Below are 17,280 nucleotides of genomic sequence, written 5' to 3' on the forward strand. Positions count from 1 at the left end.
GAGCCTACTGGATCGGCCGTCCATGATCCACGCCACCGGAGACCTTGGAAGGCTCCTTCCCCGCCTGAGCCGTGGTTCCGAAGGGAAGGGCCAAGTCAGCGCAGGGGGCGGAAGAAGGTCCTGATGTCCTCCGTCAGAAGGTCGGGGGCCTCCATCGCGGCGAAGTGGCCGCCTCTGGAGAACTCCGACCAGTGCACGACGTTGTGCTCGCGTTCCGCGATCCGCCTGACCCCCGCGTCGCCTGGGAAGACCGCCACCCCGTGGGGCAGCGCCGAGTGCTCGGCCGCCGCGCCCCAGCTCTTCTGCTCCTCCTTGTAGAGGCGGGCGGCCGAGGCCGCGGTCCCGGTGAACCAGTAGACGCTCACGTCGGTGAGCAACTGGTCGATGTCCACCGCGTCCTCGGGGAGTTCGTGGGCCGGGTCGGTCCACTCCTTGAACTTCTCCACGATCCACGTCAGCTGCGCCGCGGGTGAGTCGTGCAGCCCGAAGGCGAGGGTCTGCGGCCGGGTCGCCTGGATGATCGCGTAACCGGCCTGGTCCTGGTTCTGGTACTGGCCGAGACGGGCGAGTTCCTCAGGGGTGAGGCCCACGAACTCGGCCGGGTCGCCGGTCGGGAAGCCGAGCGCGCCGTTGACGTGCACGCCGACGACGTTCTCCGGAGCGGTACGGCCCAGCATCGGCGAGATGACCGCGCCGCTGTCGCCGCCCTGCGCGCCGTAGCGCCGGTAGCCGAGCCGGTCCATCAGCTCCGCCCAGGCCCGCGCGACGCGCCGCAGGTCCCAGCCGGTCTCGGTGGTCGGGCCGGAGAAGCCGAAGCCGGGGATGGACGGGGCCACGACGTGGAAGGCGTCGGACCGGGCGCCGCCGTACGACACCGGGTCGGTCAGCGGGCCGATGATCTTCATGAACTCGGCGACCGAGCCCGGCCAGCCGTGCGTGATGATCAGCGGAAGAGCGTCGGGTTCGGGTGAGCGGGCGTGCAGGAAGTGGATGTTCTGCCCGTCGACCTCCGTCGTGAACTGCGGGAACGCGTTCAGCCGCGCCTCGGCGGCACGCCAGTCGAAACCGGTGCGCCAGTAGTCGGCCAGCTTGCGCGCATAGGCGACGGGAACCCCGTACGACCAGCCCACACCGGGCAGTTCGTCCGGCCAGCGGGTCGCCGCGAGCCGACCGCGCAGGTCGTCCAGCCGGGTCTGCGGGATGTCGATCTGGAACGGGTGGATTCGCAGGTCGTTGTTCATGCCTCTCACCGTAGGCAGCGCCTAGGACAGCTTCGGTCCTAGGCTGGACGTCATGTTGGAGACATCGGCGCGGCTGTTGCGGTTGCTTTCGTTGTTGCAGACCCCCAGGGACTGGTCGGGCACCGAACTGGCCGTACGGCTCGGCGTCTCATCCCGCACGGTCCGCCGCGATGTCGAACGCCTCCGCGACCTCGGATACGTCGTGCACGCCACCGCGGGCGCCCCCGGCTACCGGCTCGGGGCGGGGGCCGGGCTTCCTCCGCTGCTGCTCGACGACGAGGAGGCGGTCGCGGTCGCCATCGGGCTCGGCACCGCCGCCGTCTCCGGGGTGACGGGCATCGAGGAGACCTCCGTCCGCGCCCTGGCCAAGCTGGAACAGGTTCTTCCCGCCCGGCTGAGGAACCGCGTCGGCGACCTGCGGTCGGTCACGGTCCCGCTGACGGACCGGGCCTCCGCCGTGGACCCGGCCACGCTCACCGCGATCGCCGCCGCCGTCCGTGCCCGGGAGAGCCTGCGATTCGACTACCGCTCCCACGACGGCACCGAGGACCGTCGTGCGGCCGAGCCGTACCGGCTGGTCAACTCGGGGCGCCGGTGGTATCTGGTGGCGTGGGACACCGGCCGGGGCGACTGGCGCACGTTCCGCATCGACCGGCTGCGGCTGCGCACCCCGAACGGGCCGCGTTTCACGCCCCGCGAGCCGCCCGGCACCGACCTCGTCCAGTACGTCGCGGAACGGATCTCCGTCAATCCGTACCGCTACCGCGGCCGGTTCACGGTGCACGCCCCGGCCGACGTCATCGCCGCCCGGATGCCGCCGACGATCGCGGTGGTCGAGCCGACCGGTGACGACACGTGTGTCCTCAGCACCGGGTCGAACTCCCTGGACGAGCTGGCCATGTGGGTCGCGGGGCTCGGTGTCCCCTTCGAGGTGCACGACCCTCCCGAACTCGTCCGGCACATCCACGCCCTCGCCGCCCGCCTCAGCGAGGCGACCCGGTACGGCCCCCGGCCGCCGACGGCGTCAAAGGATCAAGCAGAATCGCCGTCATGAGTCTGAGCCTTGACGCAACAGGCCATCCGGCACGATGGCCGGGATATGCCACCGCCTTCTGGGGATTCGCCTTCGCCGTCCCGAGTTTCTGCTGGGCGCTCGGTATCGGCCTGGCGGGGGCCTCGACCACGCTCTCACCCCAGCTGGTCGAATTGGCCGCGAGGCAGGACTCCGGCTTCATCACGGCGTTGTGGGTGACGGGTGCGCTCAAGGTCGTCGGCGCGGTGCTGGGCCTGGCGCTCATCCGCCGTCGTCCCTGGGGGCACGGCATGAACCTTCTCCTGCAACTGACGGCGTGGGGCGCGGGGGTCCTGCTCATCTGCCATGGCGCGGGATTCGTCGTGAACGGAATTCTCGTCGAGACGAACGTCGTCGGCATCGATCCCGAGCTGCGGTCGATCAGCCGCTGGTACACCTACCTGTGGGGACCGTGGTTCGTGGCCGGAGGGGTCGCCTTCCTCCTCGCCGCACGGGCCCACCTGCGCGGAGTCGCCGAACGCCGGAACGCCGTGATCGCGGGGATCATCGGCGGCCTCGGCGCGCTGGCGATCTCCGTCATGCTCCTGATATGGGGCCTGGGATAGTCCCGTTCCCTTGACGAACATGCCCAACCGGACAATGGCGATGACCGTCACCGGGCAACGATTCAACGACCGCGCCCTCGCGGGCGACCGACCCTCACACCCCGAGGGACCGTACGGCCCGCATGACACCCTTTCTGTCGTAGCCGCCGGTGGGGAGGGTGGCGCTGTGGACGTGCCGGATGACGCCGTGGACGTCGACGAGCAGGCTGCCCGACCGCTGCATCGCGCCGAAGACCCTCCTGTCGAGACCGACCATCTCGTGGGGGGTGCCGCCGCGGGCGGTGAGCACGGGGAACGGAACACGCTGCCTGGCCTTCCAGGTGGCCGCCCGCTGCCTGCTCTCGGGGACCGCGATGAGGACGCGGACGTTCTCGGCCTCCAGGTCGTCGCCGCTCCTGACGAGGTCCTGGACGTTCCTGTTGCAGACAGGGCACGAGGTGGAGCGCACGAAGTAGAGCAGCACGGCGTGCTCGCCCCGGTAGTCGGACAGGCGGACGGTGTCGCCCACGGTGTCTTCGAGCACCATCTCCGGGGCGGGCGATCCGGTTTCGAGCATGGTGGAACTTCCCTTCGAACGTTCGGGGTCTTCAGGAGTCACGGCCTCAGGCTGGTCCGGAGGGCGGTACGGGCTCGGTGCAGGTGGGACTTCATCGCCGGGGTGCTCAGGCCGAGCGAGGTGGCGACCGTACGCCCCGGGTAGCCCAGCACGTCCCGCATGATCAGGACACGGCGCTGGACGTCGGGCAGCTCCTGGATCGCCTGCGCGAGCAGGCCGGCCTCCAGCCGCCGGAGGACCTCCTCCTCGGCGGACGCGGCCAGACCCGCCCCGACCTCCTCGCCGTGGTGGTCGAGCAGCCGCCGGGCGCGGCGGACGCACTCGTTCCTGACGATCCTGAACATCCAGGACGCCAGCGCCGCCGAGGCCCGCAACGAGCCGATCTTGCGGAACAGGACGATCAACGCCTCCTGCGCCGCGTCCTCGGCGTCCTGCGGGGACGCGCACAGGTGCTCGGCGAACCGCCGTACATGCGGGTGGGCGCCGTAGACCACCGCGGCGATCGACTCCACGTCACCGCCCTGGGCGGCCTCGATGAGCTGCTCGCTCGCCCAACCACCGTCCACCTGGAACCCCCTTTCGGAAAAGGCCGTCCCCCATAAGAGGCTCCGACGTCCGAAAAGGATTCGCGAAACTGATGGGATGAACCAACTTCGGGAGATCGTGGGTCTGGTCGGCGACGTGCTGGGCTCCGGGGTCGTCGGCGGTTACCTCCACGGCTCCGCGGTGCTCGGCGGCCTCAGACCGGCCAGTGACCTCGACGTTCTCGTCGTCTCCCGGCGGAGCATGGACGACCGGGAGCGCGGCGCGCTCCTGCGGGGGCTGCTCGGCCTCTCGGGTTTCACCGCCGGGCTCCGGCCGGTCGAACTCACCGTCGTCGTCCAGTCAGAGGTCCGCCCGTGGCGTTTCCCGCCGACCGGTGACTTCCTGTACGGCGAGTGGCTGCGTGCGGAGTTCACGGCCGGTACGGTTCCCCGGCCGGAGCCGATGCCGGACCTGGCCCTGTTGGTCACCATGGTCCTGGCCGGTGACCGCCCGCTGACCGGCCCGCCACCGGCGCGGGTCCTCGACCCCGTCCCCCACGCGGACCTGGTCAGGGCGAGCCTGGCGGGCCTGCCCGGTCTGCTGGCGGAGCTGGAAACCGACACCCGCAACGTCGTGCTGACCCTCGCCCGGGTCTGGAGCACGCTCGCCACCGGTGAGATCAGGCCGAAGGACACCGCCGCGGACTGGGCTCTGCCCCGCCTCCCGCCGTCTCACCGTCGCGTCCTGGAGCACGCCAGGAACCTCTATCTCGGCCACCGCTACTCCGAGGAGACCTGGCCGGAGGGCCTGAGAACCCAGGCGGGGCCGTACGCGGAAGAAGTGCTCGCCGAGATCGACCGGCTTTCTCCCCGCCCGAACTCACCGTGAGGGCCGGGCCGTGCAGGAATCGTCAACAACGACTACCGGAGGCGTCAACGACACCCCGGTCGTATATCGGCAAAATGATTCTCCGTACGGCATGCGACATGGGTGAAAAAAGGGAGTGACACGGGTGAGAAAGCGAAGGGTTCTGGCCGCCACGGTGATGGCGGTGTCCACGATGACCACCGTGGTCACCGCGACGCCGGCGCAGGCCAAGGCGATGGACTGGGACAACTGCCCGGAGGGTTATGTATGCCTTTACGGCGACACCTACGGCAGAGGCCGTTACAGCAACACGCCGGGAACCGACAAAGCCAATGTCGGCGCATTCATCAACGACCTGACGAGTTCCATCTGGAACCGCACCAATGACGCTGTGTGTTTCTACGAGCACACGAACTGGGGCGGTAGGACCCTGATAGGCGTCGGGCCGGGAGAATGGGTGGACAACGTCGGGGCCGCCGCCAACGACAAGATCTCCTCATATCGCGGAAATGTGTGGTGCAGCTGGTGACGGCGGCTCACGGCCAACGCACTTCGGGGGTGCGTTCCACGAACCGCGCGTACCGCTCGAACGCCCGCTCGACCTCCGCCCGGTCGCTTCGGTGGAGTGGGGTGAGCGGCAGGACGGCGACCCGCACCTGGTTCTTCACGAGGGTGCGTTTCCAGGTGGCCACGACCCGGCCTGCGCGGACCACGGTGGCCTGGAAGACCCCGTTGTTACCGGGGATGATGGCCGCCTTGTGCTCGTCGGCGACCATGAGCGAACGGTCCTTGTAGCCCAGGAGGTATTCGTCGAAGCCCGGCAGCACGAGCACCTCGTCGTCACCGGCCGGGGTGGGGGCCGTGTCGAGGAGCGCGGCGTCGGCATATGTCTCCACCCCGTCGACGGTCACCCTGGCCAGCGCGTCACCGGCCACGGCGATGCCGCGTTTGGCGTCGGCCGCGGTCAGGCCGGTCCAGCCCGCGAAGTCCTGCCTGGTGGTCGGCCCCCGGCCACGGAAGTAACGCAGGGCGACGGTGCCCAGCGCCTCGTCACGCTCCGGCCGGTGCGGGTCGGGAACCCACTCGTCGAGCAGCACGAAGCTCTGCTCGTTGCCGATGTTGGGAGCGATGCACAGCACGCCCCGCTGGCTGGCGTACCACAGCAGGTGGTAGCCACGCTGGCCACCGGTGTCGATGCCCTTGTCCTCCAGCACGGCCAGGCACTCCGACCGGCTCAGCCGTCCGCCCCCGGCCAGGGCCGAACCCAGCACCTCCATGGCCTGGACGGCGGTCTCCTCCGAGAGGCCGAGTTGCTCGCGCCGCCTCGCCGCGCCGTTCAGCACCCGGACGCCCATCAGCTCGACCATCCAGCGGGCGTCGCGGGGCGGGACGAAGTGGATGGTGCCGCGCATCGGCCACGTGCGCAGTGCCTCACGCCGCTCCAGCGCGGCGGTGACGTCGGTGACGGTGTGCTCGGGCAGCCGCGCGCCGAACGACCACAACCCGCTGGCCAGGTCTTGAGCCTGCATCGCTCCGAGCCAGGTCACCACCTCGGCCACGGTCGTCGCCCGCGCCGCGCCGCCGGACGACCCGCGGAGCAACAGGCTGGACAGCCGCAGGCCGAGCGCCTGCCGAGGGGTGAGTTCCACCCGATCACCGTAGCCTTCGCCACCGACAATCCCGCCACCACACCGTCAGCGCGGGACACGGCCGAGGTAGCGGAGCAGGTCGTCGACGACCGGGGTGGCGGAGGGTCCGCCGACGGCCTCGACCACGGGGCCGTAGGCCCCCCACTGGCGCAGCGGTTCGACGATCTCCCGCGCGGCGGCGAGAAGGTGGCCCGCGAGCTCGTCGTCGAGCGGGGACGGCCTGCCCGTGGCGATCGCGATGTCCCACGCGTGCACGGCGGCGTCGAGCGCGCACATCACCGCGGCGACCGGGGTGGGCAGCTCACCGTGCGGCAGCGGCGTCGGGACGCTCTCGCTGTCGTCGGGCACCGCCGCCCACGCCGCGCCGGTCCTCTCGACGGCGTCCCTCACCAGCTCCGCCGCGGTGCCGTCGACGGCTCCTGAGGGCGTGAAGGGGTCGTAGGCCGGACCGTCTCCGACGCCGAGCATCTTCGCGTAGGCGAGCTGGTCGCCCGCGGCGTGCTGGATCACCTGGGTGACCGTCCACTCCGCACACGGGGTCGCGTTGTCCCATTCGCCGTCCCGCACACCCGCGACGCTGTTCTCCAGCGCCCGGTACGAGGCGGCCAGCACCTCACGCCAGACGGGCCGCAGGGAGGTGACGGTGACGTTCATGATCTTGCCCTTCGGTCTCTTCCTTGCCTGTGACATCAGCCTATGAGCCCATTAGGCTAGTTTTATGCCTAATTAATGCCGGGGGTGAGGGATCAATGGCTTCGACGACGGCCCGGGTTCTGCGCCTGCTGTCCCTGCTGCAGGACCGGTCCCACACGGGCCGTGAACTCGCCGAGCGCCTCGGTGTCGCCGAACGCACGCTGCGGCAGGACGTCCAGCGCCTTCGCGAACTCGGCTACCCGGTGCACGCCACACGCGGGGCGGTCGGCGGATACCGGCTCGGACAGGGCGCGAAGATGCCTCCGTTGCTGCTCGACGACGACGAGGCGGTGGCCGTCGCGCTGGCCGTCGGCCTGGCCGAGGACGGATCGACCGGGATCGAGGACATCGACGCCAGCCTCACCCGGGCGCTCGCCAAGCTCCAGCAGATCCTGCCGAGACACCTGCAGCGCAAGGTGACCGCCCTGCGTTCCGCCACCGCGGTCGGGCCCGCCACGGTCGGCTCCCGCGAGCCGGACGCCCCGGTGCCCGCCGCCATCCTCACCGTCGTCGCGGCCGCGATCCGTGACGGCGTGACCCTGCTGGTGACCCGCGACGGCACCGAGACCGAGGTGGAGCCCTACCGCCTGATCAGCTGGCGCCGCCGCTGGTTCCTGGTCGCCTACGACCTCGGCGCGCACGCCTGGCAGGCGTTGCCCGTCGCCGGCCTGGCCCGTGTCCGGTCCGCGTCCCGCCACTTCGCCGCCCGTTCCCTGCCCGACGACGACCTCGTCGCCTTCGTCCTGCGCGAGGTCGCGCGGACCGGCTGGAAGGTCCACGCCCGTGTCACCGTCCTGGCCCCCGCCGAGACCGTGATCGCCCGCATCAACCCGGCCGTCGGCATCGTCGAGGCCGTCGACGCCCACACCAGCGTCCTCGTCACCGGTGCCGACGCCCTGGAGACCATCGCCGTCTACCTCAGCATGCTGATGATGGACTTCCGCGTCGACGGGCCACCCGAACTCGTCACCCACACCCGCACCCTCGCCCGCCGCTACGCCGAAGCCCTACCAGGCGACGGCGAAGCCTCATAGGCTCTGGTGCCCGTGGCCGAATCCTCCTCATACCTCGACACGACGGCGAACGCCTACGACGCCGTCGCCGTCCTCTACACCGAACTCACCAGGAACTACCTCGACCCCCTTCCGCTCGACCGCGCGGTGCTCGCCGTGTTCGCCGAGCTCGTACGGGACTCCGGCCCCGTCGCCGAGCTGGGATGTGGTCCGGGGCGGACGTCCGCGCACCTCAGAGACCTGGGGGTGGACGTCTTCGGCGTCGACCTGTCACCGGTGATGATCGACATCGCCCGTGAGGCGTATCCGGACATGCGGTTCGAGGTCGGTTCCATGGACGCCCTGGCCCTGGCCGACGACGAGCTGCGGGGCGTCCTGTCGTGGTACTCGATCATCCACGTCCCGCCCAGGGAGGTGCCCGCGTACTTCGCCGAGTTCCGGCGGGTGCTCGCGCCCGGCGGGCACCTGCTGCTCGGCTTCTTCGAGTCAGAGGGCGATCCGGTCACACCGTTCGACCACAAGGTGACGACGGCCTACCGATGGCCGATCGACGACCTCGCGAAACTGGCCACCGACGCCGGATTCCTCGAAATAGGCCGAATGCTCCGTGAACCCCTCGAAGGCGAACGATTCCGCCGGGGCCACCTGTTGATGCACTAGTCACCTTAGAAAAAGACTTAAGGCCATATTTCGGGATTCGAGGCATGGGGCTGCCGGCTCAGCCCAGGTCGTTCACACCGCCACGGCCGAGATACGCCCGGCGCGGACACGGTTCCTACCGGGTCAGAACCGTATCCGCGAACTCTAGGGGCGCAGCACGGCCTCGGCGCCGCCGTCGGCGTAGAGGATCTGCCCGGTCATGAACGCGTTGCCGGGACTCACCGTCCAGGCGAGCAGCGAGGCGACGGCCTCGACGGGGCCGGGGAAGCCCAGTGGCTGCGGCATCAGGGCCTCTATCAGCTCCCTGGCGGCCGGGTCGTCGATGACGAACCTCCTGGCGGTCTCGGTGTCCACGACGCCCGGGGCGACGGCGTTGAGCGGGATACCGGCGCCCGCCCAGTCGGGGCCGACCGCGGCGCGGCGCAACCACCGGTTGAGCGCCAGCTTGCTCGACGTGTAGACGGTCTGGCCGTTCCCGGCCTCGACGATCTTGGCCGCCTCCTCGGCCGCGGCCTCCTCGTCCAGCGACAGGCAGGCCTCGACCAGGCCCTCGTCCGCCGCGACGATGGCGCCCAGCGAGGAGACGACGACGGCGCGGGGCCGTTCCGAGCGGGCCAGCAACGGCCGGACCGCGTCGAGTGTGGCGAGGGTGCCGAAGAAGTTCACCCGTACGGGGGCCGGGCTCAGGTCGCCGACCCCGGCCACGGCCACCAGGCCGTGCACGGTGCCACCGGAGGCGGCGGCGACGCCTTCGGCCAGTCGCTCCCGGCCTTCCCGCGTGCTCAGGTCGGCGAGCACGTCGGCGTCGTTCAGGTCACAGCGGATCACCCGATCGCCTCCCGCGGCGAGGAGGTCGGCTGTGACGGCGCCGATGCCGGAGGCGGCGCCTGTGACTACGTAGGTACGCGGTTCGTTCTTCACGTGATCACGGTAAACACATATTCACGTTGCCGGAGCAACTAGAACGGCCGAGGCTCCGTTGCCGCCTTCGTGAAACCGGAAACCCGTCCGGTCACGGCCATCGCGAAAAGGACTCACGCCGCTTATTCAAAAACCATGCCCGGGAGGTCAGGCGCCTCGGCCAAAGGAACGACATGGGCGATCACCCGGGAAGCCGGGACCCCGGGCCAGGCCTTTCGAGACACCGGCCGGCCCGCGTCCCGACAACGACTCCTGACATCGGCGACCTCCGCCCCCGAGAAAAGCCGAAGCCTCCGAGAAACGCTGAAGCCTCCGAGAAACGCCGAAGCCCCCGCCAGGAAGACAGGGGCTTCGGTGCGGAAAGATCAGCGGAGGATGAGGGCCATCGCTTCCGCGCGGGTCTTGTCGCTGCTGCGGAAGTCGCCGCGGACCGCCGAGGTGATCGTCTTCGCCCCGGGCTTGCGGACACCGCGCATGGTCATGCACAGGTGTTCGCACTCGATGACGACGATGACGCCCCTGGGCTCCAGCACGTTCATGAGCGCGTCGGCGATCTGGGAGGTCATCCGCTCCTGCACCTGGGGGCGCCGGGCGTAGACGTCGACGAGGCGGGCGAGCTTGGACAGGCCGGTGACCTGCCCCTTCTCGTTGGGGATGTAGCCGATGTGGGCGACACCGTGGAACGGGACCAGGTGGTGCTCGCAGGTCGAGTAGACCTCGATGTCCCTGACGAGCACCATCTCGTCGTGGTCGACGTCGAAGACCGTGGTCAGGACGTCCTCGGGGGTCTGCCCGAGCCCGGCGAACTGCTCCGCGTAGGCTCGCGCGACCCGTGCCGGGGTGTCCCGGAGGCCGTCACGGTCGGGGTCCTCTCCGATGGCGTAGAGGATCTCGCGGACGGCCTTCTCCAGCCTTTCGGAGTCGACCTTGAGGGGATTGACGCTCACACTCAGTTCCCGTCCCTGGGGACCACAGAGTCGGTGTGCCCGGCGCCCGCGGGGAGCGCTCCGTTACCCGACTGCTCCTTCGGGGTCAGGATAGGCGGCCGGTTGGAGGGCAGCCGCTTGCCGTACCCCGAATAGGAGGGGCGCTTCTCCTTGACCACGACGGGCGCGAAGATCTGCAGCACCTGCTCGCGGGAGAGGGTCTCCTTCTCCATGAGTTCGAGCACCAGGTTGTCGAGCACGTCACGGTACTCGACGAGGATCTCCCACGCCTGGTCGTGCGCGGACTCGATGAGGCGGCGGACCTCCTCGTCGATCGCGGAGGCGATCTTCTCGGAGTAGTCGCGCTCGTGACCCATCTCACGTCCGAGGAAGACCTCGGCGTTGCCCGCGCCGAACTTACGGGCGCCGAGCTGCTCGCTCATGCCGTACTCGGTGACCATGCGGCGGGCGATGGAGGTGGCCTTCTCGATGTCGTTGGAGGCGCCGGTGGTGGGCTCGTGGAAGACGAGCTCCTCAGCCGTGCGGCCGCCGAGCAGCATCGCGAGCTGGTCCATCATCTCGGAGCGGGTCGCCAGGAACTTGTCCTCCATGGGCAGCGTCATCGTGTAACCGAGGGCGCGTCCACGGGACAGGATCGTGATCTTGTGGACCGGGTCGGAGTTGGGCAGCGCGTGCGCGACCAGGGCGTGTCCACCCTCGTGGTACGCGATGATCTTCTTCTCCTGGTCCGACATGACGCGCGACTTGCGCTCGGGACCGGCCATCACGCGGTCGATGGACTCCTCAAGGGTCTCCATCGTGATGAGCTTCTGGTCGGCGCGGGCGGTGAGCAGCGCGGCCTCGTTGATCACGTTGGCCAGGTCGGCACCGGTGAAGCCGGGCGTCCGGCGGGCGATGACGTCGAGGTCGACGCCCTCGGCGAACGGCTTGCCCCTGCCGTGCACCTTGAGGATGCCCTTGCGGCCCTCAAGGTCGGGGCGGTCGACGGTGACCTGGCGGTCGAAACGCCCCGGGCGCAGCAGCGCCGGGTCGAGGATGTCGGGCCGGTTGGTCGCGGCGATCAGGATGACGCCGCCCTTGACGTCGAAGCCGTCCATCTCGACGAGGAGCTGGTTCAGCGTCTGCTCGCGCTCGTCGTGACCGCCGCCGAGACCGGCGCCACGGTGACGACCGACCGCGTCGATCTCGTCGATGAAGATGATGGCCGGAGCGTTCGCCTTGGCCTGCTCGAACAGGTCGCGCACCCGGGAGGCGCCGACACCGACGAACATCTCGACGAAGTCGGAACCGGAGATCGAGTAGAACGGGACCCCGGCCTCACCGGCGACCGCCCTGGCGAGCAGGGTCTTACCGGTTCCGGGCGGGCCGTAAAGCAGGACGCCCTTGGGGATCTTGGCGCCGATGGCCTGGAACTTGGCGGGGGCCTGGAGGAACTCCTTGATCTCCTGGAGCTCCTCGATGGCCTCGTCCGCGCCCGCGACGTCGGCGAAGGTGGTCTTGGGGGTGTCCTTGGTGATGAGCTTGGCCTTCGACTTGCCGAAGTTCATCACCCGGGAGCCGCCGCCCTGCATCTGGTTCATGATGAACAGGAAGAACAGCACGACGAAGACGATCGGCAGGAAGCTCATCAGCAGGCCGAGAAGGAAGTTGTCCCTCGGCACGTCGACGGTGTAGCCCTTGGCGAGCTTCCCGGCGTCCTTGGCGGCCTGGAGCTGGCCGGTGAGCTGGACACCCTGGCCGGTCACCCACGAGGAGTAGTAGCGCTTACCGTCGGTCAGAGTGACCTCGATGCGCTGGTCCTTGTCGATGACCTTCGCATTGGAGATCTTGCCCTCGTTGATCCAGCTGACGATCTGTGAGGTGTCGGCCTTGTCGATGCTGCCGTCGCTGTTCCACATCGTGGTGACGAGCAGGAGCAGCACGACGATGCCCAGGATCCACAGCAGTGGCCCACGTGTAAATCGCTTGAGATCCATCCGATGCGGAACCCCGGCGGGCCCGTCCCTTCCTGACCATGGCCTGGCAACCCCGGACGGAGCCCGGGGCTCGCGGTCTCCCTAACCGCTCCAACTGACGACCAAGAGTTGGCGGGCGAAGCCGCCCTCTTGATCGTCCGAAGGTACACCGGTGTGCCGCACGGAGTAACCGCCCGGACAGCACCGGCTTTGCCCTACCAACGTACGTCAGGTGGGCGTGTGTTCCCCTCCCCTATGGCGAATGTCGTACGCAGGAGGGGCAGACTTCGCCCAGGGCGTACTTTTTCAGCTGGCCCCATACACATGGGGCGCGAGGGTCCCAATGAAGGGAAGATTGCGGTATCGCTCTGCGTAGTCGAGGCCGTAACCGATCACGAACTCGTTCGGAATGTCGAATCCGATGTATTTCACGTCGAGCGGCACCTTGACCGCGTCCGGCTTGCGCAGAGCCGCGCAGATCTCCACCGAGGCGGGGTTTCGGGACTTCAGGTTGTGCACCAGCCACGAAAGGGTCAGGCCGGAGTCGATGATGTCCTCGACGACCAGCACGTGCCGCCCGGCGATGTCGGTGTCCAGGTCCTTGAGAACCCGGACCACGCCCGAGGTCTTGGTGCCCGCGCCGTAGGAGGAGACCGCCATCCAGTCCATCTGGACCGGCAGGTGGAGTGCTCTCGCCAGGTCGGCCATGACCATGACCGCGCCCTTGAGCACGCCCACGATCAGCAGGTCCTCTCCCGCGTAGTCCTCGTCGATGCGGCCCGCCAGCTCCTTGATCTTTGCCTGGAGCTCTTCTTCGGTGATGAGGACCCTTTCGAGGTCCTTGCCCATGTCGGCTGCGTCCACCTGGGATTTTTCCTTACGAGATGGGGCTTGCTGGGTGTCTGGCGAACACCAGGGTGCCATACCGGCGCACCACCCCAATCCCTCCGGGGACCTCTACGCGGCGCTGCCCCCGCCACGCGGTGACCAGGCGGTCCACCTGGAGGACGTGGGCGGCGGCGAGCGTCCCCGGCGGCGATCCGGCCTCGATCGCCGCCCTGCGCAGCACCCGGCGCCGCACCGCGGAGGGCAGATCCACCACCTCCCGTACGGCAAGCACCACCGCCCCGGGTTCGTCCGCGATATCGCTAAGAGCTGAATCGCCCGCGCCCCGGGCGACCGCCTCCGCGTACGCCCGTCCGGCCCAGCCGTCAAGGGCGTCGGCGTCGTCCCGGCACAGGTCGGCGGTCCTGGCGAGCGCCTCGGCGACGCCGGGCCCCAGTTCGTCCTCAAGGGCGGGCAGCAACCGGGTCCTGACCCTGACCCGGGTGTAGCGGGGATCGCGGTTGTGCGGGTCCTCCCAGGGGCTCAGCCCCATCCCCGCGCAGGCGGCCGCGGTCGTCCGCCTGCCCAGCCCGAGCAGCGGCCTCAGGTACAGCCCCGCCCGCGCCGGCATCCCGGCCAGTGAGCGGGTGCCGCTCCCCCTGGCCAGGCCGAGCAGGACGGTCTCCGCCTGGTCGTCCCTGGTGTGTCCGAGGAGCACGGCCGCCGCCCCGAGGCGCTCTGCGGCCTCGGACAGCGCGGCGTATCTCGCCTGCCTGGCCGCCGCCTCCGGCCCCCCTTCCGTCCCGACGCGGACGCGCACCGCCTCAGCCGGGTCGAGACACAGCGAGGGGGCGAGCCGTACGAGGTCGCGGGCGCGGTCGTCGGAGCCGGGCTGCAGGTCGTGGTCGACGGTGAGCAGTCCGGCGCGCAGCCCCGCGCGGGGGGCGACGAAACCGGTCGCCGCGGCCAGCGCCAGGGAGTCGGCGCCGCCGCTGCACGCGACCAGCACGAGAGAGCCCGGCGCCGTGCCGTCCAGCGCGAGCCGTACGGCCCGGCGGACGTCGGCGACGGCGGGAGGCGGACCCATGCCCGCCATTGTCCGCCCTGTGACGCCTCTCCCACGCCAGGCCGGGCCCGGGAACACTCCAGGCGAAGCTCGGGAGCACTCCGGGCGGGGCCCGGGAAGGGCTCAGGAAGGGCCTGTCAGGCCGCCGGGCCCTCCTCCGGGGCGACGGCGGTGCCGTTGGCGCCGGGCAGGGCCCGGGTGCCGACGACCCTGGCGATCCAGCGGCCGGGGTCGCCGATCTCGTCCTGGGTCGGAAGCGTCTGCGGGGAGGTCCAGATCTTGTTGAAGTCGTCCATCCCGACCCGCTCGACGACCGTGCGGACGAAGGTCGAGCCCTCGGCGTACTGCTTCATCTTGAGGTCGACGCCGAGCAGCTTGCGGACCGTGCGGTCGAGCCGGGAGCCACCCTCGCGGCGGTGCTGGAACTTGGCGCGGATGTCGGCGACGGTCGGCACGACGGCGGGGCCGACCGCGTCCATCACGTAGTCGCCGTGCCCCTCGACCAGGGTCATCACCGCGGTGAGCCGGTCGAGGATCTCCTTCTGCTCGGGGGTCTGGATCGCGTCGATCAGGTTGCCCTCGCCGCCCCTGACGGCGTCGGCGACCGCGTCGGCCGCCGAGCGGAGCCGGTCGAGGAGCGTGCTCAGGTCCATGTCGGAGGCGAGCAGGAAGTCCGTCATCTGGGAGCGGACGTACTCCCTGAGCCAGGGCACACCGGTGAACTGCACCCGGTGGGTCTCCTCGTGCAGGCAGACCCACAGCCGGAAGTCACGCGGGTTGACGTCGAGCTCCTGCTCGGCGTGGACGATGTTGGGCGCCACCAGCGTCAGACGGCCCGCGGGCTGCCTGCCCGAGGGGTCGGGGGGCAGGAACAGCTCGTACTGCCCCAGGACGCGGGAGGCCAGGAAGGCCAGCACCGCGCCGACCTCGACCCCGGTGATGCGGGAGCCGACCGCGGTCACGATCGCGGGCGTCTGCTCCTTGCGGGCGGCCATCCGCTGGGTCAGCGGTTCGAGCACCACCCGGAAGCCCTCGACGTTGGCCTTGATCCAGCCCGGCCGGTCGACGACGGTCGCGGCCACGGGCGCGGTCTCGGTGTCGATCCGGGTGAACTCGCGGACGTGTCCCTCGGCGATTCTGGAGAGTTGCCGCAGCTCGGCGACCGCCCTGCGGGCCTCCTCTCGGCTCACTTGCGGCCCGGGGCGCACCAGGCGCGTTCCGGTCGCGACGGCAAGGTCCCAGTCGATCACCTGCATACCGTCCACCGTACGTGGTATCCGTACCGCCCGCGCGGTCAGTGTCGTCAATCAGCCTGCGGCGACGATGGCGGCGAGCCTGTCGAGGGCCGCCTCCGCCTTGCCCCAGCCGGGCGGGACCTTGTCGGCCATGAAGGCGAAGGTCACCAGGCGTCCGCCGCGTGTCACGGTCGTCCCGGCCAGCGCGTTGACCCCGTCCAGGGTGCCGGTCTTGGCGCGGATGAGGCCGTGGACCGCGTCGTCCTTGACGAAGCGGTGCCCCAGCGTACCGGTGAACCCGGCGACGGGCATGCCGCTGATCACCGAGTGCAGGTGGGGGTTGGCCGGGGAGGTGGCCGCGGCGACGAGCCTGGCCAGGGCGGCCGGGGCGATGCGGTTCCTCGGGGACAGGCCGCAGCCGTCGAAGACCCGCACCCCCTGGGCCAGCTTCAGCCTGCCGAGCACCCCGAGCACGGCCTGCGCCGCCCCCTCGAAGGAGGCGGGCCTGCCCTCCTTGAGGGCCACCTGCCTGGCGAGGGCCTCGGTGAGGTCGTTGTCGCTGAGCGTCAGGGCCCGTTCGACCAGGGCGTAGACGGGAGCCGAGTCGACCCTGGCGATCTCCTGGGCCTCCTTGGGCGCCCTGACCCTGGCCTTGGTGACCTTGGCGGCCTTCACGCCGTACTTCGTCAGCAGCGAGACGAACGTGGCGTATGCCGTACGGGAGGGGTCGGAGACCCGCTGGTGGCTGCCCGGCGCGACCTTGCCCTCGTCGATCGCGAGCGCCGTCACGGGGGCGACGCTGCCCTCGGGCACGTAGCCGGGCTTCCAGGTCGGGGCGGTTCTCGGGCCGGTGTAGAGGCTGTCGTCGTAGGTGACGTTCACCGTGGTGATCCCGGTCGCCTTGAGCGCCCTGGCCGTACGCATGGCCAGGGCGGCCAGCGAGGCGGGCTGGGGGTAGACGCCGGGGGCCTTCCTGGCGCTCAGCGTGGGATCGCCCCCGCCGACCAGGGTGATCGACTTCGACGTCGGGCCGCGCACGACGCGGGTGCTGATCGTGGCGTCGGGGCCCAGTGAGGCCAGCGCCGCGACGGAGGTCGCGACCTTGGTCGTCGAGGCCGGGGTCACGCCCGTCTCGGCTCCGCTGCCGAAGAGCAGGGCGCCGGTCTCGACGTCGACGACCGCGGCGCCGACGCTGTCGCCCAGTGCGGGGTCCCCCAACGCCTCGGTGAGCTTCGCCGCCAAAGTACCCTTGGCAGGGAGAGGTCCGTTCCCCCGCGCGGCCAGCACCGGACCCGCGGTGATGACCGGGACGGGTGGAGGCGGCTCTGCCGAAGCGACCGGTTCGGGCGCCTTCTCAGTCAGCTCGTCGCTGGTGAGCAGGTGAGCACCGGCCGCGACGACGAACAGTTGCAGCAAGACGAGAGTGACCAAGGCCACCCCCCGCTCGCGCCGCATTATGTCGCCGACCTCTCATCATTCGATACTTCTA

General features: G+C 70.0%; 18 protein-coding genes. 6 read left to right on the top strand and 12 right to left on the bottom strand.

The window, feature by feature from the left end; translation table 11 throughout:
• Nucleotides 1-95: 95 nt before the first annotated feature.
• Nucleotides 96-1,241 carry an epoxide hydrolase family protein gene (locus ACIBVQ_RS37485; protein WP_399183494.1) on the bottom strand — a complete coding sequence of 382 codons (1,146 nt, stop codon included), beginning with the start codon at nt 1,239-1,241 and terminating at the stop codon, nt 96-98.
• A 52-nt stretch (nt 1,242-1,293) separates the two neighbouring features.
• Between ACIBVQ_RS37485 and ACIBVQ_RS37490 the strand changes: the two genes are divergently transcribed.
• Nucleotides 1,294-2,295, top strand: coding sequence for a helix-turn-helix transcriptional regulator (locus ACIBVQ_RS37490; RefSeq protein ID WP_399183496.1), 1,002 nt, complete (start codon nt 1,294-1,296; stop codon nt 2,293-2,295).
• Nucleotides 2,292-2,879 carry a DUF3995 domain-containing protein gene (locus ACIBVQ_RS37495; RefSeq protein ID WP_399183498.1) on the top strand — a complete coding sequence of 196 codons (588 nt, stop codon included), beginning with the start codon at nt 2,292-2,294 and terminating at the stop codon, nt 2,877-2,879. The genes ACIBVQ_RS37490 and ACIBVQ_RS37495 overlap by 4 nt, the downstream gene beginning before the upstream one ends.
• 94 nt (nt 2,880-2,973) lie before the next feature.
• On the opposite strand, the gene ACIBVQ_RS37500 is transcribed toward ACIBVQ_RS37495, so the two are convergent.
• Both ACIBVQ_RS37500 and ACIBVQ_RS37505 read right to left on the bottom strand, forming a co-directional pair.
• A complete protein-coding gene (locus ACIBVQ_RS37500; RefSeq protein ID WP_386188915.1) occupies nt 2,974-3,435 on the bottom strand; it encodes a peroxiredoxin family protein in 462 nt (153 codons plus the stop codon).
• Between the two features lie 38 nt (nt 3,436-3,473).
• Complete coding sequence (locus tag ACIBVQ_RS37505) at nt 3,474-4,001, bottom strand: RNA polymerase sigma factor (RefSeq protein ID WP_352014773.1); 528 nt, start codon at nt 3,999-4,001, stop codon at nt 3,474-3,476.
• A gap of 76 nt (nt 4,002-4,077) precedes the next feature.
• Here ACIBVQ_RS37505 and ACIBVQ_RS37510 point away from each other — a divergent pair, with 76 nt between their 5' ends.
• A complete protein-coding gene (locus ACIBVQ_RS37510; protein ID WP_352014774.1) occupies nt 4,078-4,848 on the top strand; it encodes an aminoglycoside adenylyltransferase family protein in 771 nt (256 codons plus the stop codon).
• A 124-nt stretch (nt 4,849-4,972) separates the two neighbouring features.
• On the top strand, nt 4,973-5,356 hold the full coding sequence (locus tag ACIBVQ_RS37515) for a peptidase inhibitor family I36 protein (protein ID WP_352014775.1): 384 nt from the start codon (nt 4,973-4,975) through the stop codon (nt 5,354-5,356).
• A 7-nt stretch (nt 5,357-5,363) separates the two neighbouring features.
• Here the strand turns inward: ACIBVQ_RS37515 and ACIBVQ_RS37520 are convergent, their stop codons facing one another.
• Together ACIBVQ_RS37520 and ACIBVQ_RS37525 are read right to left on the bottom strand one after the other, a co-directional pair.
• The gene (locus ACIBVQ_RS37520) at nt 5,364-6,476 is read right to left on the bottom strand and encodes a winged helix DNA-binding domain-containing protein (RefSeq protein ID WP_362911145.1); all 1,113 of its coding nucleotides are present in this window, start codon (nt 6,474-6,476) and stop codon (nt 5,364-5,366) included.
• A gap of 45 nt (nt 6,477-6,521) precedes the next feature.
• Nucleotides 6,522-7,130 (bottom strand): TIGR03086 family metal-binding protein, encoded by a 609-nt coding sequence (locus ACIBVQ_RS37525; protein ID WP_399183501.1) that lies wholly within the window; start codon nt 7,128-7,130, stop codon nt 6,522-6,524.
• A 95-nt stretch (nt 7,131-7,225) separates the two neighbouring features.
• Between ACIBVQ_RS37525 and ACIBVQ_RS37530 the strand changes: the two genes are divergently transcribed.
• Together ACIBVQ_RS37530 and ACIBVQ_RS37535 are read left to right on the top strand one after the other, a co-directional pair.
• Complete coding sequence (locus ACIBVQ_RS37530) at nt 7,226-8,203, top strand: helix-turn-helix transcriptional regulator (protein WP_399183503.1); 978 nt, start codon at nt 7,226-7,228, stop codon at nt 8,201-8,203.
• Between the two features lie 12 nt (nt 8,204-8,215).
• Nucleotides 8,216-8,842, top strand: a complete 627-nt coding sequence (locus ACIBVQ_RS37535) for a class I SAM-dependent methyltransferase (protein WP_399183505.1) — start codon at nt 8,216-8,218, stop codon at nt 8,840-8,842.
• Between the two features lie 144 nt (nt 8,843-8,986).
• Here ACIBVQ_RS37535 and ACIBVQ_RS37540 read toward each other — a convergent pair whose 3' ends face one another.
• From ACIBVQ_RS37540 to dacB, 7 genes are all read right to left on the bottom strand, one after another.
• The gene (locus ACIBVQ_RS37540) at nt 8,987-9,763 is read right to left on the bottom strand and encodes an SDR family oxidoreductase (RefSeq protein ID WP_362911143.1); all 777 of its coding nucleotides are present in this window, start codon (nt 9,761-9,763) and stop codon (nt 8,987-8,989) included.
• Nucleotides 9,764-10,128: 365 nt separating this feature from the next.
• Entirely contained in the window at nt 10,129-10,710 is a 582-nt protein-coding gene (gene folE / locus ACIBVQ_RS37545) for a GTP cyclohydrolase I FolE (protein WP_352014780.1), read from the bottom strand.
• A gap of 2 nt (nt 10,711-10,712) precedes the next feature.
• Nucleotides 10,713-12,686, bottom strand: coding sequence for an ATP-dependent zinc metalloprotease FtsH (gene ftsH, locus ACIBVQ_RS37550; RefSeq protein ID WP_352014781.1), 1,974 nt, complete (start codon nt 12,684-12,686; stop codon nt 10,713-10,715).
• 285 nt (nt 12,687-12,971) lie between these two features.
• Complete coding sequence (hpt, locus tag ACIBVQ_RS37555; RefSeq protein WP_399183508.1) at nt 12,972-13,529, bottom strand: hypoxanthine phosphoribosyltransferase; 558 nt, start codon at nt 13,527-13,529, stop codon at nt 12,972-12,974.
• A gap of 13 nt (nt 13,530-13,542) precedes the next feature.
• Nucleotides 13,543-14,577, bottom strand: a complete 1,035-nt coding sequence (gene tilS, locus ACIBVQ_RS37560; RefSeq protein WP_352014783.1) for a tRNA lysidine(34) synthetase TilS — start codon at nt 14,575-14,577, stop codon at nt 13,543-13,545.
• A gap of 116 nt (nt 14,578-14,693) precedes the next feature.
• On the bottom strand, nt 14,694-15,812 hold the full coding sequence (locus ACIBVQ_RS37565) for a zinc-dependent metalloprotease (protein WP_352014784.1): 1,119 nt from the start codon (nt 15,810-15,812) through the stop codon (nt 14,694-14,696).
• 51 nt (nt 15,813-15,863) lie between these two features.
• Complete coding sequence (gene dacB, locus ACIBVQ_RS37570) at nt 15,864-17,228, bottom strand: D-alanyl-D-alanine carboxypeptidase/D-alanyl-D-alanine-endopeptidase (RefSeq protein ID WP_399183512.1); 1,365 nt, start codon at nt 17,226-17,228, stop codon at nt 15,864-15,866.
• Nucleotides 17,229-17,280 lie beyond the last annotated feature (52 nt).

Origin of the sequence: Streptosporangium sp. NPDC049376, from assembly GCF_044466505.1 — a bacterium.
GTDB lineage: Bacteria > Actinomycetota > Actinomycetes > Streptosporangiales > Streptosporangiaceae > Streptosporangium.